General features: G+C 52.3%; 13 protein-coding genes. 9 read left to right on the plus strand and 4 right to left on the minus strand.

Features of this window, described 5'->3' with window-relative positions; all coding sequences use genetic code 11:
• Window positions 1–22 precede the first annotated feature (22 nt).
• Window positions 23–790: a helix-turn-helix domain-containing protein gene (locus ACO0LG_RS18920; protein ID WP_423029109.1), complete on the minus strand. Its 768-nt coding sequence runs from the start codon at window positions 788–790 to the stop codon at window positions 23–25.
• A 365-nt stretch (window positions 791–1,155) separates the two neighbouring features.
• Between ACO0LG_RS18920 and ACO0LG_RS18925 the strand changes: the two genes are divergently transcribed.
• On the plus strand, window positions 1,156–1,824 hold the full coding sequence (locus tag ACO0LG_RS18925) for a GntR family transcriptional regulator (RefSeq protein ID WP_423029110.1): 669 nt from the start codon (window positions 1,156–1,158) through the stop codon (window positions 1,822–1,824).
• A 26-nt stretch (window positions 1,825–1,850) separates the two neighbouring features.
• On the opposite strand, the gene ACO0LG_RS18930 is transcribed toward ACO0LG_RS18925, so the two are convergent.
• Window positions 1,851–1,982 carry a hypothetical protein gene (locus tag ACO0LG_RS18930; protein ID WP_423029111.1) on the minus strand — a complete coding sequence of 44 codons (132 nt, stop codon included), beginning with the start codon at window positions 1,980–1,982 and terminating at the stop codon, window positions 1,851–1,853.
• 392 nt (window positions 1,983–2,374) lie between these two features.
• Between ACO0LG_RS18930 and ACO0LG_RS18935 the strand changes: the two genes are divergently transcribed.
• Window positions 2,375–2,806 carry a hypothetical protein gene (locus ACO0LG_RS18935; RefSeq protein ID WP_423029112.1) on the plus strand — a complete coding sequence of 144 codons (432 nt, stop codon included), beginning with the start codon at window positions 2,375–2,377 and terminating at the stop codon, window positions 2,804–2,806.
• On the opposite strand, the gene ACO0LG_RS18940 is transcribed toward ACO0LG_RS18935, so the two are convergent.
• Complete coding sequence (locus tag ACO0LG_RS18940; RefSeq protein ID WP_423029113.1) at window positions 2,807–3,592, minus strand: enoyl-CoA hydratase; 786 nt, start codon at window positions 3,590–3,592, stop codon at window positions 2,807–2,809. It abuts the gene before it with no gap.
• On the minus strand, window positions 3,589–4,521 hold the full coding sequence (gene ylqF / locus ACO0LG_RS18945) for a ribosome biogenesis GTPase YlqF (protein WP_423029114.1): 933 nt from the start codon (window positions 4,519–4,521) through the stop codon (window positions 3,589–3,591). The genes ACO0LG_RS18940 and ylqF overlap by 4 nt, the downstream gene beginning before the upstream one ends.
• 441 nt (window positions 4,522–4,962) lie before the next feature.
• On the opposite strand from ylqF, the gene ACO0LG_RS18950 reads away from it, so the two are divergent.
• The 7 genes from ACO0LG_RS18950 to ACO0LG_RS18980 all read left to right on the plus strand — a co-directional run bounded on the left by ACO0LG_RS18950 (window position 4,963) and on the right by ACO0LG_RS18980 (window position 17,960).
• The gene (locus ACO0LG_RS18950) at window positions 4,963–5,973 is read left to right on the plus strand and encodes a hypothetical protein (RefSeq protein WP_423029115.1); all 1,011 of its coding nucleotides are present in this window, start codon (window positions 4,963–4,965) and stop codon (window positions 5,971–5,973) included.
• 26 nt (window positions 5,974–5,999) lie between these two features.
• On the plus strand, window positions 6,000–7,193 hold the full coding sequence (locus tag ACO0LG_RS18955; protein WP_423029116.1) for a hypothetical protein: 1,194 nt from the start codon (window positions 6,000–6,002) through the stop codon (window positions 7,191–7,193).
• A 52-nt stretch (window positions 7,194–7,245) separates the two neighbouring features.
• Entirely contained in the window at window positions 7,246–7,722 is a 477-nt protein-coding gene (locus ACO0LG_RS18960; RefSeq protein WP_423029117.1) for a hypothetical protein, read from the plus strand.
• A gap of 32 nt (window positions 7,723–7,754) precedes the next feature.
• A complete protein-coding gene (locus ACO0LG_RS18965; protein WP_423029118.1) occupies window positions 7,755–11,000 on the plus strand; it encodes a DUF6603 domain-containing protein in 3,246 nt (1,081 codons plus the stop codon).
• 74 nt (window positions 11,001–11,074) lie between these two features.
• Window positions 11,075–12,595, plus strand: a complete 1,521-nt coding sequence (locus ACO0LG_RS18970; protein WP_423029119.1) for a hypothetical protein — start codon at window positions 11,075–11,077, stop codon at window positions 12,593–12,595.
• A gap of 1 nt (window position 12,596) precedes the next feature.
• Window positions 12,597–13,574, plus strand: a complete 978-nt coding sequence (locus tag ACO0LG_RS18975; RefSeq protein WP_423029120.1) for a hypothetical protein — start codon at window positions 12,597–12,599, stop codon at window positions 13,572–13,574.
• Between the two features lie 21 nt (window positions 13,575–13,595).
• The gene (locus ACO0LG_RS18980; RefSeq protein ID WP_423029121.1) at window positions 13,596–17,960 is read left to right on the plus strand and encodes a hypothetical protein; all 4,365 of its coding nucleotides are present in this window, start codon (window positions 13,596–13,598) and stop codon (window positions 17,958–17,960) included.
• Window positions 17,961–18,020 lie beyond the last annotated feature (60 nt).

Genomic DNA, 18,020 nt, shown 5'->3' on the forward strand with positions numbered 1-18,020 from the left:
CAAAGGAAATATTTGTCCGCATTTAGCTACGCACTACTACGTCGCGGTATTCACTCGGCGTCATGCCAACTGTTGCCTTAAAGATACGCGAAAACGCGCTGTGGTCCTGGTAGCCACAGGCAACAGCGATATCAGTAATGCTTAATTGTGATTCGGCCAGCAAGGATGAGGCGGCATCGAGGCGTATCTTGACCATCATCTGCCTCGGTGTCAGGGAAAATATCTTGTGAAAATTGCGCTCCAGTTGCGCCACCGACAAACCTGTCAGCTTGACCAAGTCTGCCATGGCAATAGTTTGTGTATAGTTTTGATGCAGGTGTTTTACCGCAGCAGCAATCTTGGCATACACGGGATGACGCTGGTCAGGCATGGCCAGGTCGCGTGAGATGCCTGTCATGCCTATGATGTTGTGGCGGGTATCACGCAAGGGGATTTTTTGTGTCAGGCACCAGCCCGGCGAGCGGTTCGGGTACAGATGCAGCTCCAACTGGTCATGGATTTCTTTTTTGCCACTCAGCACCAACGTGTCCTGTGTTGCATAGCTGGCTGCCAGTGAGGATGGGAACACCTCTTCTGCCTTCTTGCCTATCAGGGCATCCTTGTCCCTGACACCACAACGCCTGACCAGCGTGTGATTAACCACCAGATAACGCCCCTCATTGTCCTTCACAAAAAACACGATGTCGGGCATGGCATCGAACAGGCTTTCAGCAAAAAAAACATTCGCCATCTGGCTGGCCATTTGCTGACGTTTTTCCTGTGCTGGAAAGGGGATTGCGGGCAGCGTCAATTGATCAACTCCATCAAGGTAGGGTAGAAAAAATAAGGGGCCAAAATAAGAGGCAGGAAGCATCGATAAGAAAAAAGAATATGTTGCAATTAAATTAATTTATAAATATATTTAAATTATATTTGAAATGTGCAGCTTAAACCATAATTCAGTCTAGAATCTACTCCTGTGCCGATTTCTGCGTAAATCACCAGCAAATAAGGATAGTCCATGGCAAAATTGAAGGCAGGAATATATTGCCATATGTCAAAAAAGTGCAAAAGTTTTATAAAAACGCGCAGAATTTGATAATACTGGCTTTTTACAAGGTAAAATTCGTACTCGAATAGGTAAAATCCATACAAAATACAGAACATGGATATCTGATGCTTGCTACTCCTGAAAAAATACCCGCTTTCGCTCCCAAATTACGCGCAGCCGATGTTGCCTATGACGCGATAGAAAGCATGATCGTCACGTTGCAGTTAAAACCTGGCTCACCGGTAGTTGAGTCTGAACTGGTAGAAAGGACCGGCCTGGGCCGCACCCCGCTGCGCGAAGCCCTGATGCGCATGTCATCAAACGGCCTGATACAGCAAATGCCCAGGCGCGGCCTGATCATCAGCGACATCGAAGCCGCCGAACACATGACGCTGATAGAAACCCGCCGCGTCATCGAACGCCTGATCGGCGCCAGCGCCGCCCGCCGCGCTACGCCGCAACACCGCAAAGACATCGTAGAATGCGCCGACAAAATGCTGGTCGCCGCCAAGCGCAATGACCTCAACGACTATATGGCAGCCGACCAGGCCTTGGACCATGTCGTTCACGAAGCCTGCCGCAACCCTTCCGCCGTCGCTGCAGTGATCCCGTTGATCATCAAATGCCGCCGCTTCTGGTACGCCTTCCAGCACGAAGGCGACATAGAAGAAGGTGCCCGCTGCCACATGCTGGTCGCCAAGGCGATTGCCAAAGGCAATGAAGAACAGGCAGCCAAGGCGGCGGATGGTTTGATGGATTACCTCGAGTCGTTTGCGCGTAAGGTGATTGGGTAGGCTTGGTGTTTGGGGCTTAAAAAGTCTCATTGTGCTACGAGCCAGAGAATATTCTCCAAGGCAGCAGTGACGTTGGGGTTGCTCTTGACGTTGGGGTTGCTCTTGACGTTGGGGTTGCTCTTGACGTTGGGGTTGCTTTTGACTTTTGCAGTTCCCATGTATCGGCGCCGTTTGTGCTGTACAGAAAATGGATTAAGAAGAGCCGCTGTCTGAGCCGCAGGCGAGTTTCGGATCTTCCTATTTTTTGTATTGCACAAACGGGTACCCCCTTTAGTGGGCGACGATACCTGGGTCGCCTTTTTGGCGTTCTTTGGCGACGCAAAGAACGTATTTCGGCTGCCGGGCCTAGACCCGGCTTGTATCCACGAAGGGCAATTTAATTTCAAGCTACGGTATACAAAGAACGCCACTGGATTCCTGCCAAAAGCACGCAGGAATGACGTTAAAGAGATTACGGCTCAATGGCAGCAAACCATGCTATTCAAGAATGGCATAAAACACGCTCAATTGTGCCCAATTCTTCAGCAGCTAAGAGTATAATCTTGCCCCTATGGCATTCCACCCTTTTATTTCCAAACCCAACACCCAGGCGATCGCTGTCTCGACCGTTGTGTATGGTCTGCTGTATTTCGTATTTATTGCGCTGCTGAAGGCTTCGATGGCACCAGCAACACTGGTGAATACGGATACGGGCTTATGGGGAAACCAGTTGTTCATGGCCATTTTTGGCTTTGCACAGTATGTGGTGCCAGGCTTGCTGGTGGGGTATCTGGCTGAAAAATCGCCTATGATGCATGGCTATCTGCTGGGAATTGCCACTACAGCGCTGGTCTATACCTATGCCAGTTTTGCCTATGGCGACAACCCTGCTCAACTGCCCACTTCATATACGGTCTTGTATACCTGCTTTGTAGCTGGTGTCTGGTGTTCACTTGGTGCGGTGATTGCTGACCATCTCAGGTCGAAAGAACCAGAACAATAATCAAGACCAGTCAGGCCTGCGTTTTTCCAAAAAAGCCTGCACACCTTCTTGCGCAGTATCATCCAGCATATTGCAAGCCATGGTTTGTCCGGCCAGTTGATAGGCTGCTTCCACACCCATTTCCAGCTGCTTGTAGAATAACTGCTTGCCCATGCGGATCGCCAACGCGGGCTTGGCGATGATGCTGGCGGCCAGTTCAGCAACGCAAGCATCAAGCTCCTCGGTGCTGACGACACGATTGATCAACCCGCGCTGCATCGCCGTCTGGGCATCAATAAAATCACCCGTCAACAGCATTTCCATGGCTTGTTTACGTGCGACATTGCGTGACAAGGCGACTGCGGGTGTAGAACAGAACAGGCCGACATTGACGCCTGACACGGCAAAACTGGCATTGTCGCTGGCCACAGCCAGGTCACACATGCCCACCAACTGACAACCCGCTGCGGTCGCCAGACCATGCACACGGGCGATCACGGGTTGAGGTAGTTTCTGGATAGCCAGCATGAGCTTGCTACACTGCTGGAACAGGTTCTTGTAATAATCTTCTGAGGGATGGGCCTGCATTTGCTTAAGGTCATGTCCAGCGCAAAATGCCTTGCCAGCAGCAGCCAAAACCACAACACGCGCACTGTCATCAAGCGCAATGGCCTTGAATTCAGCTTGCAAGGCAGTCAGCATTTCTTCTGACAGAGGGTTGAAACGCTCGCCACGGTTCAGTGTCAGGGTGGTGATGCCTGCGGCATCAGCGCGCAATACAAAAGGTGATGCTGCGGCGATACTCATTCGGCCTCTTCCTGCTCTGGCTCCATGCCAGTCTGCACGCTCTTGCCCTGCCCCAGCAAAATCGGTGGCACATAAGTCGCCAGTAAATGTTCGCGGCTGGCCGGGGTTTCCAGGCTCACACGTCCCAATGCACCACTACGGTAATCAAGCAACAGGGTGTGGGAAGCTTTTTCATAATCCCAGTCGCCACCTTTGAGCTTATAGCCACGTTTTTTGGCCACGCCCTCAATGACAGAAACGGCATCAATACCTTCTACAGAAAAGCCGTAGCGCGCAGTGATGAATTTTGGATAATGAATCAGCAATTGCTCTGCCAGAAAGGTCGCGATTTCTTCCTCGATCAGCGCGTTCACGCCGACTGCATGGCTGGCTGCCAGCATCAGGCCGTCAGTAGGATGTTCTATCTTGGGCCACAGCATGCCGGGAGTGTCGGTCAAGATCATGTTCTTGCCCAGGTACAGGCGCTGCTGGGTCTTGGTCACGGCCGGCTCATCACCGACATTGGCGACACGTTTTTTGAGCAAGGCATTCATCAAGGTCGATTTACCGACATTGGGTATGCCCATGATCATCATGCGTAGCGGCTTGGTCGGCACGCCGCGATGCGGGGCCAGCTTCAAAGCCAGGCCAGGTACTTTGGCAACATCAGACGGTTTTTTGCAACTCAGGGCGACGGCGAACACACCTTTTTGGGCGTTATAAAAATCCAGCCATGCCTTGGTAGCATTAGGATCAGCCAGGTCAGACTTGTTCAAGATCTTCAGGCAGGGGCGCTGGCGAAAGGTACGCAGCGACTCTACCATGGGGTTGCAAGAGGCTTGTGGAATGCGGGCATCCTGCACTTCTATCACCAGATCGGTGTTTTCCATGGTTTCCGCCGCCTTCTTGCGGGCGGCGTTCATGTGGCCGGGGAACCATTGTATGGACATGCTTATTCTTCTTTTTAGCAAAAACAAAGCGATATTGTACGGAACTCTGCCCCGCTTGCGCCGGATTTTCCTTGCGACACCAGTAAAGCCAGCTATTTATATACGCACGATGAAATTCATGAGTATATAAAAAGACAATAATGTTTAATAAATTGACCAGAATTGTAAATTTTGTTGATTATTTTATACTTGGATGCTATTTTTTCAATCTATCATTTATTGTGTTTTTATTAGTACAAAACATTTCTGTCGAGCTAACTTCCAGTATATTTTTTGTCGAGAACTCAGTCGTTTCTTATATCAAGACAAACTCGTGCAATGAAATCAATGAGTGACGATTCAAGTGACGAATCAAAGTGCAGAACAGGCTGCGATACGGGAATACAGTAGCATTTGGAATTTTATTGTTTCATAGGTGCCATAACCATAGGTAGATGAGCGATGAAGGTAATTTCCTGGAATCTCAGAAATGTCAGTCTCAACAAATTAACCAAAGGCAATACCTTCCAGCCTTTGTTTCAAACCTATGGCATGGGTAACACCGTTCTTGATTTCGTTACCAATGTCGTCATGGGGGCCGAACAATGGGAAGGCGTAGTGTCCTCCGCACCGGTTGACCTGTTTGTTGTCATTGAGCTCAAAACCGGCGGCACCAGAAAGGGCGGGCCAGTGTCAGGCAATTGCCTGCCCACTCTGGTCGCCTTGCGCGATGCCATGAATCTCGCAGTCCCCGCGATGAACCATAATCCCCAAGAATATACCTACGATTATCTGGTACCCGTTGTCACCGGGCGACATGAGACGGTAGGCTTCATCTATAACACCAGGGAATTGACCCCGGCGGCTGTGAATGCGATTGCCATAGAACGCGATACCATCACCAATGCCTATCTGCCAGGCAGAACGCCTCTGGTTGCTACCTTCAACCTGGTATCGCAACCAGCTACTTCGATACGTTTTTCCGGCATTCATGACCCGCCGCCGCGTGGCGGAGCAGCAGTAAGAATGCGCCCTCCCATTGATTTTTGCAGGCAACTTGTGAACACGCCGTCGGCGGCAGTGCAGAATACCTTTTTCCTGGGGGATTTCAATTGCCAGCCAAGCGACAGCTATATGAACGGGAATGGCGTTACCGTCAGGCCATTTAGTAATCTGCCCAATTTTGGTACCGACCTGCCCAACAATTCACTCTCCAGCGTCAGGCGACGCCTTGATACCACGCAGGCGGGGCAAGCCGCTTATCTGAATGCGGCTTACGACAACAATATTTTCTGGGCGATACCGCAGCTTGTTGTAGGCGATGAGGAAGTCGCCGACCTGATAGGTGAAGCCAAGGACAGTACCTTTGACCCACCGAATGACTTGTATCCGGCCAGAGGGCGGGCAGTGTTGAATGCATTTAACGCGGTATCGGATCACTTGCCAGTCATCATCGAATTCAACGTCATATAAATTAAATATTGGCAGGGGCATATCTCATGGCTTACTGGAAATTTACCGATGTCTATGGCAGCACTTATCCGGCACTGAGTAACTCTATACTCAGTGTGCTGGTATTTGACGTACCGTCCGGCTCACGGATCACCGGCACGAATTTCAGTGCCAATCTGGATTTGCAGGCGACCGGCAAATCCATGTCCGTGTTGTCAAAAATGCTGGGTATGACTACGGTACCGATGACGGGCACAGTCACGACGACCAACAATGTGCTCAACATTGATCTGACGTCGAGCAATAATGCCGCAATACTGAGCGCACTGGCAGCCTGCATTCCCGTCATTGGTGGCCAGCTCATGCAGGCAGCCAACCTAGCCATCAAGAACACCACGCCACAATCCGCCACCGTCGATGACGATCCGACAACCGACCAGTTCAATCTGAATACCACCGTCAAGATAGGTCGTGGCAGCGGCAACGTGAGTACGCAGATACCAATGAGCAATGGCCTGTTCACCATGAGTGCCACGTTCAGCAATTTTGGAATCGGCTTGGATGACCTGGATTTCCTGGTGCCGGGCGCACAGTTTTCCAGCATGTTCCCGACCACACTCCCAACTAATTACTATAACCCGGCCAGCACGACCTTAAATCTCTTGTCGCTGGAATTGTCACTCTATGTGAAGACTACGCCTTCGCTGAGTATCAGTGTCAATAATGTCTCGGCCTCGATAGGCATAGTCAACATACCCCTATATCCAAACGCGTTGTTCCTGAACCCGCTGGCAATCTGGATCAGTGTCAGCGATCCACTCAGCAAGCCGACACCGACCTGGGGACTGAACGGTACTATCGCGCTCTACCCCTACGACAAACAAACCAGCCCGCCCAGTGTGCCGCCGGATTTTAGCTATGATCTGGCGATGCAGATGCCGACCAGATCCGACCCCACTTTTTCTGTGACTGGCACTCTTGAAAATCCGCAAAACCTGCCGGTATCGCAAATCATCTGCGACCTTATGAGTGACGGCAGCTTCAACACTGGCATATCCAATCAACTGGCACTTGAAACATTTGATTTTGCCACCGTGGCAGATACTTCCACAGGCACGATCAGCGAATTTTCTGTCGAAATAGCGATGAATGCCACTGCTAACGGTGGCTCTTATCTGGGCTTGTTCAGCGACAGTTTTGGTGTAAAGGATTTCAGTATCGCCGTTGCTTACGTCAAGTAAGTCGCAAATGAATGTAGAACCATCCTCTCTTGAAAACGAAGGTGCGCGGACCATGGGTACAACGATCAATTTTAAAACCACGCTGGTCATAGGCGAACAGGATGTACCGCTGGCTTCAGAAATTGTACTGGGCCAGAGCGATTCGCAGGAAGGTGCCAGCAATGGCTTTTTATTCAAACTTGACCGTGAACCCTTTGATCCGCCTGTGACCATTTATCTTGGTGATGTCATCAACTTCATTAATCTGAAACTAGGTGGTGGAGACGTATCCAGCAATCCAGGCATGGCATTGATCAGTCAGGCGTTTCCGGGCATGCATCCAGCCAATTTCAATTCCAGCAATCAGACGCTGGTGAATATATACGAGTTCAGTCTTAATTCGACCACGAAAGAATTCCTGTTTTCTTTCAATCTTGATGTAGAAGGCTCTAATCCTGACGTTGGCCTGATTGCGCTGCCGCCTGTCTTGTCGAGCTGGCTCAAGATAGAAAGCCTGGCGATTTCGTTCACCGCCACCAGCCAATCCTGATCAATCATGAACAATCCAAACTTCGCGCCGCCATGTCCAACACAGCCATAGACCTTACCCTCGGCCTGAACCTGCAAATCGGTTCGGTTCCTGTTTCCCTGAGCGCAGAAGTGGAAAGCAACTCGACCGGGTCTGTCTACACCTTCAGTGGTTCGGTGCAGGATGCCACCATCGATATAGGCAAGTTCATGAGCTATATCGGCCAGCAGTTTCGTGTCGATGTGCAATTCCCGCCTGAACTGAATCTGGAAGCCGTCATCGACTATGTCGCCGGGCAGATTACCTATACCAAGCCGCTCACTGGTGCGACAAAGACAGAAATGGGCATGGCAGCCAAGTTTGAACTGATCTATCAGAATGGCAGCAGCACCGAGAAATTTGGTTTCAGCTTTTATGCCGATACTATCCTGACCAGTGGTTCCACCACCAGCAACTACGTGGTCGGTGCTTCGATAGACACCAACCTGGCATTCAAAGATTTGCCCCTGGTTGGCAGCATACCGGTATTCAATGAATTCATACTCCAGCATCTCGGCTTCAGCTATACCAATGCGGACCCGGCACAAAATAATGGCAAGCCTGTCAGCTTCAATATCCCCCAGGTGTCGCAGAGCAGCAATCCTTTAAAGCCAGCAGGTTCACCGCCCTCGCGTGAAAGCAATACCTATGCAATAGATACGACAGGCGACCAGACTACATTCAGTCTCAATAAAAAGGGTTTTGCTTTCACCGCAGGCCTGATGCGTCAAAACAGTAATGCTGCTGTCAGCAACTTCTCCTTGCCCATGGCCTTGCCTGCTGCCCCGGCATCGACAGCACCGGCTACCTATTACCAAGGCGCGGGTGCGGTGAATGCCAGCCCGGCAGCCAGCCCTATCAACTGGATCAATATCAACAAGACTTTTGGCCCGGTTGACCTGCAAAAAATCGGCCTGAATTATAAAAGTGGTGAAGCAACGTTTGGCCTGTCTGCGGGGTTTTCGATGGGCGGTTTTTCGCTGGACTTGCAAGGCCTGTCCATCACCTTCCCACTACCCTTGCCTGGCATGCCCGCAGGTAACACGGTCAGTTTTGACCTGGATGGCCTCGCTATGGATTTCCAGCGTGGCAATCTGAGGCTGGGTGGCGCTTTCCTGAAAGTCAAACAGAACGCTATCACGAATTATTTTGGTGAAGTCGTCGTGCAGGTTGCCAGCTATGGTTTCAAGGCTATAGGCGGCTATGCCCCGGCGCAGAATAATAATCCGGCCTCCTTCTTTATTTATGCCAATCTGCAAGTGCCTTTGGGTGGCCCGCCGTTCCTGTATGTATCAGGCCTGGCCTTTGGTTTTGGTGTCAACTATGCGTTGAACCTGCCTACCATCGCAACCCTGCCGGGTTATTTGCTGTTGCCAGGCAAGGCTCCAGCACAACCATCGACTGCGGGTGCAGCCTTTAGCAGCGTGCTGACACAACTGGCTGGTGGCACCAATCCTGTTGTGACCAACCAGCCTGGCCAATACTGGGTGGCAGCAGGCATACAGTTCACGTCTTTCAATATGGTGTCGGCCTTTGCCCTGGTCACGGTGTCGTTTGGCGTCAGCACGCAGATAGGTTTGCTGGGTTCCTGCTCCATCACCTTACCCAAGGGAGCCAGCAGCCCGCTCGCGTATATAGAAATCGATATCGTCGCCTCGTTCACGCCAGACAGTGGTGCACTGTCCGTGGCTGGCGTGGTCACTCCTGCGTCTTACCTGTATGGCGACTTCGTCAAGATCAGCGGTGGCTTTGCCTTCAATATCTGGTTCAGCGGTGCCCACAAGGGCGATTTTGTGGTGACACTGGGCGGCTATAACAGTGCCTACAGCAAACCAGCCTGGTACCCAGCCGTACCCCGTATGCAAATGGGTTTTGCGCTCGGGCCTTTTCAGGCATCGGGCTCATCCTACCTGGCACTGACACCGGCCATGTTCATGGCGGGCATGCAGTTTTCTGCCAGCTTTTCGCTCGGTTCCATCAAGGCCTGGTTCAATTGCGGGATGGACTTTTTAATCGCCTGGGCACCCTTTGTCTATAGAGCAGATGCCTACGTCAATGTCGGTTGTTCGGTTGATCTTGGCCTGTTCACGATACGTGTCAGTGTAGGTGCGAATCTGCAGATATGGGGGCCTTCATTTGGTGGCCGTGCCGAGGTCGATCTCGACATCGTCAGCTTTACGATCAGCTTCGGTTCTTCTGCACCCAACCCTGCTCCTGTCAGCTGGCAGAATGTGGCAGACAACTTCTTGCCTGGCAGTGGCTCAACCTCATCCAACTCTGTCAAGTCTGTCTCTGCACGCAGCATGGGCATGCTGAACATGCAGCAAGCGGCCCGCACACAAAAACTGGCAGCAAGCAGTAACGGTAGCAATGCCAGCACAGACACCAATGCATCTGCATCCGTCGCCGTAGGCTTGCTGCAACAGGACATCGTTGATGCTCAAGGCCGCACCTGGAACTGGATCATCGATCCAAATCAGTTCCAGTTGATGACTGCATCAACCATACCGTCGAATGTCGCACGCTGGAGCACGGGTAGCAGCACGACAACCACGATACCCAATCTCTTGCCTATTGCCAGTACCACAGCCTTGCCACATCTGGTGGCAGCCAGTGAGTCTTACTCCAGCACACAGATATGGAATACGGCGATCAGCGTCAAGCCCATGAAGCTGTCGGGTGTGCAGACCATTCATACCATCACGCTGACCAAGGCAGACAATAACGGCAACTTCACTGACTACATCAATGAAGTGCAGATTCAGCCTGTGCTGGGTAATTCGAATACCGCGTTGTGGGGTGACCCGAATGCCAGCAAGGATGCCAATACTGCGGCCCTGCTGCCACATACACTGATGGGTTTCAATATCACGGCCCTGCCGCGCAATCCATTGACGGTCAACAATGTGCCATTGATACAGCTGATTTTTACGGCCGGCAACCAGACCACGTTCAGCTATACCTCGCAACAGTCTGACCAGAGTTACACGGTGACCTCGACCATCACCAGCCCGGCGGAGGACTTGCAGATCAATGTCACAGGCGCCAGCACGCAAGCGCTGACGAACCAGAATTATGTACTCAGCTCGCTGACGAATAGCTGGGTCAGCAGCCAGCGCAATACCGTGCTGGATGATCTGACGGCTAACGGCTTTGCTACCTATACCCCCTCACAACTGAACCTGGCAGCCATGGCAACGACAGAAGCCCTGACTGACTGGCCACTGGTGGGTGTACTGGGAGAGGCGATAGCAGCCTAGCAATTGCGATCTGGATGTAATAGCGCAACAAATAATGCATAGATGAATATTTTTTTCTGAAGGTGTGGATCAACATGGCTGTCAATGACGATGAAACCTATTTGCTGAATCAACAGGTATCCTTTATCCAGCATTTTTTACCCGGGCTGGATGCTGGCGGTTACCAGCTAAAGGTCAGGCAAAACATACTTGATAGCGCTGCCAATGCTGTCAGCGCTGCTGACTATAGCAATAGCTATACTTTTGCGGTAACGGCAGACCGCTTTGCGATTTCGCAGCCTGGCAATGTGATCAGCTCCGTTTTCCCTTCGGACAATGCTTCGGGCGAATTCAGTAATGTCTTGCCGCATGTGGTGTTTTCACAAAAAACCTTCCCCTGGGTACGTTACCCGACCAATCAACTGCCATACTCGCCGCCAGAGGCAGGTACGGATACCGATGCCGACGTACCAACCTGGCTGTGGGTCATGTTGCTGGATGAAGATGATGTCGATGCCTGCACCGCTCAAGGTGTGAGCCTGGGCCTGGCTGCGGCGACCCGCAGTGTGGCCGACCTGTTCCCGCAAGCTGCGCTACCGTCTGGCACGAACAGCAGCCTGGGTAGCAACTACTCCTACTTCAATGGTGCAACAGGCATACTGGGGCTGGAACCCGGCGAGACACTGAAAGACGCCATCCAGACTATCGATGTCCCTTTGAGCCTGTTCTGGAAAATTGCACCGAGTGTCGATGACTTGAAGCAGATGGCGCATGGCCGTGTAGTCAGCCTGATCAACCAGCCGACTACCACCAATACGCCAGACCCGGGGGAGCCTACCGGTTCATTCTCCGTCGTATTTGGCAACCGCCTGCCTGCTACCGGCAAGAAGACCGTCGCATTCCTGGTATCGCTTGAAGAATTGCAAAACTTTTTACCGAGCACCAGCAGTGGCGGCGCACCAGCGGGCAACACTTACAATGGCAATCTGTCGTTGAGACTGGCGGTACTCAGCACCTGGACTTTCTTCAGCACAGGCCAGCCAGCGACCTTTGTCCACCAGTTACTGAGGCTGAATGACCGCGTCATTGATGACCCGAAAAAGCAACCTCCACCAGCCGCCGCCAATACCAATCTGCGTCTCGCCTATCAGGGCAGCAATGCGGTCGTGCGCGGTGCATTGACTATGGGCTATGTGCCGCTCAATGAAACACTGCGTACTTCCGGCCAGACCGTGTCATGGTATCGTGGCCCGCTGACACCTTATCAGGTTACGCAATCATGGTTGCAGGTGCCAATAGCTTCGCCGGATGCGGCCACCATCTTTGACCCGACTACGGGTTTGCTGGATACCTCTTATGCTGCCGCCTGGACCATAGGCCGCATGGTGGCCTTGCAGGATACTTCTTTCTCAACCGCCTATTACACCTGGAAGCGCGACCTGGAAATGCAGGTACAGCAATCCGTCGAAGACCAGATGCTGGAACAAAGCTTGGGTGTCTCGCTGGACCTGGCACCGCAAGCCAAGCAAATGAAACTCGTGGTCGGCGCGCCAGCACCGCATGGTTCTCACTCGCTGCTGAAGCGCACCATCATGTCACTCAACCCCGAGGCTTAATATGAAATCCGTCTATAAGCGCTCATCGCTGATCAGCAACCTGCAGACTGCGTATTCCAGTCCCGCCAATGTGCAGGCCAATCTGGCCAATCCTGCCATGCCACAAGTACTGGTGGATTGGCTGGCCAACCTGGCACTGCTGCATGGTGTGCCCTTTAATTACCTGGTGCCAGATGAAAACATGTTGCCACCAGAATCCCTGCGCTTTTTTTATCTCGACAGTAACTGGGTTTCTGCACTGACGGATGGTGCCATGAGCATAGGCCGCAATTTGACTACCAAGGTTGATACGCCAGAAATGAATTTGCAATCAGCCGTCTTGCCGGAGGTGACCAGCCAGGTCAAGGGTACGGCTTCGCAAGTCAGGGCCAAGGCTTTTGGTACTACGGCCAAACTCAGCGAGAGCAATTCCACGGTCATCAGCGGCTTTGTCCTGCGCTCATCTTTGGTACTTGATTACCCGAGCATGGGTGTGAATGTCTATCCTCTCGGTGGCACACCAAAAGACGTGCCACCTGTCATGCTGCAAATCTTGCGACTGGAGCAACTGGGACCCCAATCAGACACCTTAATCTGTCTGGTTGCAGGTGACGCCTACCGTGTTGATATACATGAAGCACCCCAGGCGCTGCATTACGGTATTGATTGCTTCCAGAATGGCTGTACCGTCAGAGGCCAGGCAGCCACTGCGGTCAAGAACCTGTATACCTTTGGCAATGCTACGGCCAATAGCAATGGCACTACGACGAATAGCGTCACCATGAGCCAGACGGTGACGCCGACTGACATCAGCTCATGTTTCCGCAGTATATCGCCGCGCGTGCTGGGCATGGACAGTTTGTCCAAACTGATCCTGCAAGCCAACCGCTCTGTCGCACCACCACCGGGTACCACTGCCCCCAGCAGTATCGATTCTGCCGAGATGGGCTTTGAGATGACCGAGGGTGTGGGCATGGTCAGTTTTTATAAATCAAATTAATTAAGCCAGCGACTGAAAATCATGATGAACGCCATCGTTCCACTCAATATTGCGGCACTGCGCGTCAATAACAATGATGCCACCAATGTCGTCGGCGGCTTGCAGGGCAAGACAGCCAATTTTAACTCCATGCCCTGGTACAACCCGAATGGTGGCTCGCCACCGCCTGCGGCCAGCACTGGCGACAAGATTTATGCGCCGCTGGGCAGTACAAGTGGCGGGACCCCACTCAACAGCCCGGCCAACCCGCTCGGCGTAGGTGTGCATTTGCAATGGGAGCTGCCTGATTATTTTCGCAAGGGGACACAACCTGCCGAAGGGGGCAACCTGGTTTTCCCGGCTTCACCAAACCGCTGGCTGGTGACGCGTTTCCTGAGTTTCTATAATTCGCAAACCCAGGCTTATGGCAGCATCAGCAGCAAAAGCTGGGTAGTCGAGAGCGATTACCTGTCATCATCACTGCAAGCCGACTCGGCTGGCATTATCCGGCCCGTTATTTCTGTCCCTATTCCTGCCCAACCAGGTTTCCAGCAGCAGCCTTTCATGTACATGGGACGAGTGGTCGATGCAGCAGGCTGGAACCCGGCGAATACACCGGCATCGAATTACCTGCCGAATTACAAGGCCACCGATGGCAACTCGCTGTACCTGACATCAATCGGTTTTGTCGGTGCTTATTTTGGGTCCTACTACCCTGAATGCTGCAGTGTGTTTGGCTTTTGGGATAATTTTTCTGATGTACCTTATGCTGGCTACAAGTCTTTGTATGAAGCTCTGAAGGCGAATGCGACGATACAGTTCCGCACCAGTTATCAGATCACGGGCTGGCTCAATGAAAGCTTGTCTGATCCGCTGGCCAATATTGATGCCCATATTACCGACGACTATAACCAGTACCTGACTGACTGCAATAACAACCATGTCGCCCCTGAACTGACACCCAATGATTTTTTCCAGCAGATCACTGCTGGAAAAATGAAGTGGACCTTCAATCTGGCCGATGTGGGTTATGAACTCAATGATAATCACACGATAGCTTCACTCAACTATCCAGAAGAAACCCTGTCTGCCGGCACCAGCCAGGAAGTGGTCTGGAACATGCTCAGCAATCCCGGCACGACTTACTTTTTGCAGTCGAATAATGCAGGCAATGTTTCTGTCTGGGATACCCAGGTTGAGATTGCCATCGGCAATTCAACTGAAGAAGCCGTGGCTGCCATGCTCAAGACTGACATGGGCCAGCAGACCAACGACCCGAATGTGCTGAGCAATTATGAATACCTGCTCGATGCCCTGCAACTGGGTTTGCTGGCAGATCTCGAAAAAACACCGAACAAACTGATCACCCTCGAAGAAGCACTGCACAGCAATGCCTTCTCTACCGACCCGGGTGGTTATCTGTGGATCATCGGCAGCCAGGAAGTCAATGGTGACACCCCGGTCAATCCTGATATTGAAGTCACCCTGCCACTGGACCTGGCCGAACAGTTGTACCTACTAAACCAGGCGCAAAAAAACTACGACATGGGCCGCGCTGCGCTCTCCACCATGCGCAAGCAATTGTTCATGGACTGGACCCATTATGTGAAGCTCTACACGGGTGAAATCACTGACCCGAATATCAGCATCAACAATATGGCAAATTTCATCAACACTGCCAGCGGTGGTGAATTGAATACCGTCATTGCCAAGGGCACGGCAGTCGGTATATTGTCGTATATCACGGACGAAGAATCAGGTGCAGTCACCGGTGTCAGCCAGCCAGCCAGCGGCGTGTCTATCTCCAGTCTGGCCTACAAGGTCTGGGACAATTATCAGGTGGTGCAAAATGCCCTGGCGGCTTACCCGGCCTGGCAAGTGCAATGCACGAAAAGTGACGCTTTCTATCTGCCGAATGAGCCCCTGGTGCTAATGCAGGGAGACATGATGGAACCCGCGCGCAGGAATGGCAAAAATCCACTGACCTTTGTGCGTCTGAGCCAGGAGATACTGGGCCAGCTCAATATCTGCTACAACAGCACTGAATTCCAGGTTGCCGCCAGCAGCACAGGTATTACACCAGCCATCAACAGCAATATCCCCATGGGAGCGGATGTGAGCTCCCTGCTCGGCGAAGCCTGCCTGATCATACCCATGCTGGCAACGGCAGTGACCTCAGCACTTGCAGCAAAAGGAGGGGCGAATAATCCGGCGGTTGCTTCAGCCGCTGCTTTCACTATCAGCCTGATGTATGCGCAAGGCGGCCTGAGCCCGTTAGATATAGCACCGAACGCAGGTGGTGTGCCGACGCCACCCACTTCGCCTGAGTCCAGTTTGTTTACTACTGTGGCGAGCGACAACTATCAACCAACAGCCAATTCTGTTATCGCCGTCAGCGCACCGCAATCGCTGAACATCACTTTCAGCAATGCCGCAAGCAATGGCTGGGCACCAAATACCATAGGCTGGAACACCCAGGCGACACCAGCCGGTTTCCCAGTCAGCCAGGTCAACCCCTTCCTGCCTGTATTCATGGTCTGGAATGTCAGGCTCAATCCTTTGTTGTGGGAAGCCAAGGACAATAATGGCAATGCGATTTACTCACCATCCAATCTCACCGACTTCTTTACCCTGGACACGGATGCGGTCGATTATGTCTATAAAATGAATGGCAGTCAGGCCGTGAATTTCACCTCGCCTGACCCCATTACCTATGGCAATTCATCGACCATGAGTGCCAATTCCACCGGGGTGCTGGTGTATCAGATCAATTCTTACATCGCTGGCCACCCTGGCGATCCGGACAATCCTACCCTGCAAAGCATAGCCGACGCGTATGCGGGCAAGAATTTCCTGGCGCAATCGATCAGCGGTTTCAATATCCAGCAGATATTGACTGCTGATGTCGCCAAGGTAGCAGTCGAGGACTTGACCAAGGGTAGCCGCGACAGCGTAACTACCGCCGTTGCCAACGCCGCCAAACAGAATGCCTGGGACAACTGGTATGACTTTGGCTTCAACAGCCAGCAACCCATCACCACAGGTTTGCTGGCCCAGGGCAATTTTGGCCCCCTGCGTTCTGGCTTCCTGGAGATCATGAGTATAGAAATCGTCGATGCCTTTGGTCAGCGCATGGACCTGGCGACAGCAGCGACCAATACAGACGGCTCACTGGAAGTGATTACCGCTTACTCCATGACGCCGCCAGCCGAAGATACAGCGAACCAGGGTAAGATTTACCTGCCACCAAGGTTACTGGCATCAAGCCGTTTGTGGTTCCAGTGGTTGTCAGCCTCGTATGATACCAACATAGCCGGTATCACCGGGGACTTTGAAGAGATGAGCCACCACCCCGCCACCTCACCCATATGCGGCTGGATTATGCCGAACCACCTCGACAATAACCTGTTCTTCTACAATGCCGATGGTAGCCCTATAGGGACGTTTGGCATAGAACATCAGAGCACCAGTCCTGCCCTGGTCTATCGTACCCGCGCCGGCAATCTGGCCAACGCCACCAGCAGCCTGGACTATGACATTGGTGAACCAGGCTCGCCCAAGGTGAACGCCAACCTGGCCAATTACATGTGGTACATCAATAGCCAGAACGCCAGTTATCTGCAAGACCTGATGAAGGTAATACTGGATTCTGCCGACTATATCAACCCGGCCAATTACGCCAGGGATGCGAGTCTGTCTGTATTGTTGGGCAATCCACTGGCACTGGTCAGGGCCTCGGTTGGCCTGGAGACTGCAGGCAACCTGCTGCCCCTGAGCCAGGGAGGTAGCGGGCCCGGCGCGCCATTCCCGCAGGACGTTAACAACAACCGTGTCAATTACACAGACCGCATGGCTTACAGTAGCGCCAACCTGCAAAATCTCAACTTTCCGCTACGCCTGGGCGACCTCGCCAATCTGGATGACGGGCTGGTTGGTTACCTGATGGATGGCACTGGCGACAATCCCTACACCGGTGCAGTATTTTATGCACCTGCGGCTGATCCTGGCATGCAAGGTGGTGTCAGGTTGCCGACTGAGACCACGGTACAACTGACTTTGAATGCAGCATCGCGCCACCTGACCATGCTGGTTGATCCGCGTGCGGCAGTGCATGCGACGACAGGCGTATTGCCTGTCAATGAGCTGAGCATACCGCCAGACCAGTATTCAACCGCAATGAACAGCCTGCAAGTCAATTTCGTCACTAGACCCATGTTGAAAATGAGTCAGGGCCTGGTCGTGCCTTTGCCCGCGGAGGCTGGTTATGTGTGGTCGTGGATTACACCAGGCAGTGCCGACGAAACAGCATTGTCTGCCAATGCTGCCAACGAGACCCCGGTCTATGGTTACTCACCACAGACCTTGCAAGAGGGTTGGCTGGAACTCACCCCGGATAGTAATGAATGAACCATGCATACAAGCAGTAACAACCAAGCCAGCACTACTGAACATTGATTATTTTGATCA

Source organism: Undibacterium sp. Ji42W, from assembly GCF_049340405.1.
Lineage (GTDB): Bacteria > Pseudomonadota > Gammaproteobacteria > Burkholderiales > Burkholderiaceae_D > Undibacterium.

Bases quoted from the DNA above. Each gene is read 5' to 3' on its own strand.
- ylqF (WP_423029114.1), bottom strand. From the start codon at position 4,521: ATGTCCATACAATGGTTCCCCGGCCACATGAACGCCGCCCGCAAGAAG.
- ACO0LG_RS18940 (WP_423029113.1), bottom strand. From the start codon at position 3,592: ATGAGTATCGCCGCAGCATCACCTTTTGTATTGCGCGCTGATGCCGCA.
- ACO0LG_RS18960 (WP_423029117.1), top strand. From the start codon at position 7,246: ATGGGTACAACGATCAATTTTAAAACCACGCTGGTCATAGGCGAACAG.
- ACO0LG_RS18970 (WP_423029119.1), top strand. From the start codon at position 11,075: ATGGCTGTCAATGACGATGAAACCTATTTGCTGAATCAACAGGTATCC.
- ACO0LG_RS18955 (WP_423029116.1), top strand. From the start codon at position 6,000: ATGGCTTACTGGAAATTTACCGATGTCTATGGCAGCACTTATCCGGCA.
- ACO0LG_RS18925 (WP_423029110.1), top strand. From the start codon at position 1,156: ATGCTTGCTACTCCTGAAAAAATACCCGCTTTCGCTCCCAAATTACGC.
- ACO0LG_RS18930 (WP_423029111.1), bottom strand. From the start codon at position 1,982: ATGGGAACTGCAAAAGTCAAAAGCAACCCCAACGTCAAGAGCAACCCC.
- ACO0LG_RS18975 (WP_423029120.1), top strand. From the start codon at position 12,597: ATGAAATCCGTCTATAAGCGCTCATCGCTGATCAGCAACCTGCAGACT.
- ACO0LG_RS18980 (WP_423029121.1), top strand. From the start codon at position 13,596: ATGATGAACGCCATCGTTCCACTCAATATTGCGGCACTGCGCGTCAAT.
- ACO0LG_RS18950 (WP_423029115.1), top strand. From the start codon at position 4,963: ATGAAGGTAATTTCCTGGAATCTCAGAAATGTCAGTCTCAACAAATTA.
- ACO0LG_RS18935 (WP_423029112.1), top strand. From the start codon at position 2,375: ATGGCATTCCACCCTTTTATTTCCAAACCCAACACCCAGGCGATCGCT.
- ACO0LG_RS18965 (WP_423029118.1), top strand. From the start codon at position 7,755: ATGTCCAACACAGCCATAGACCTTACCCTCGGCCTGAACCTGCAAATC.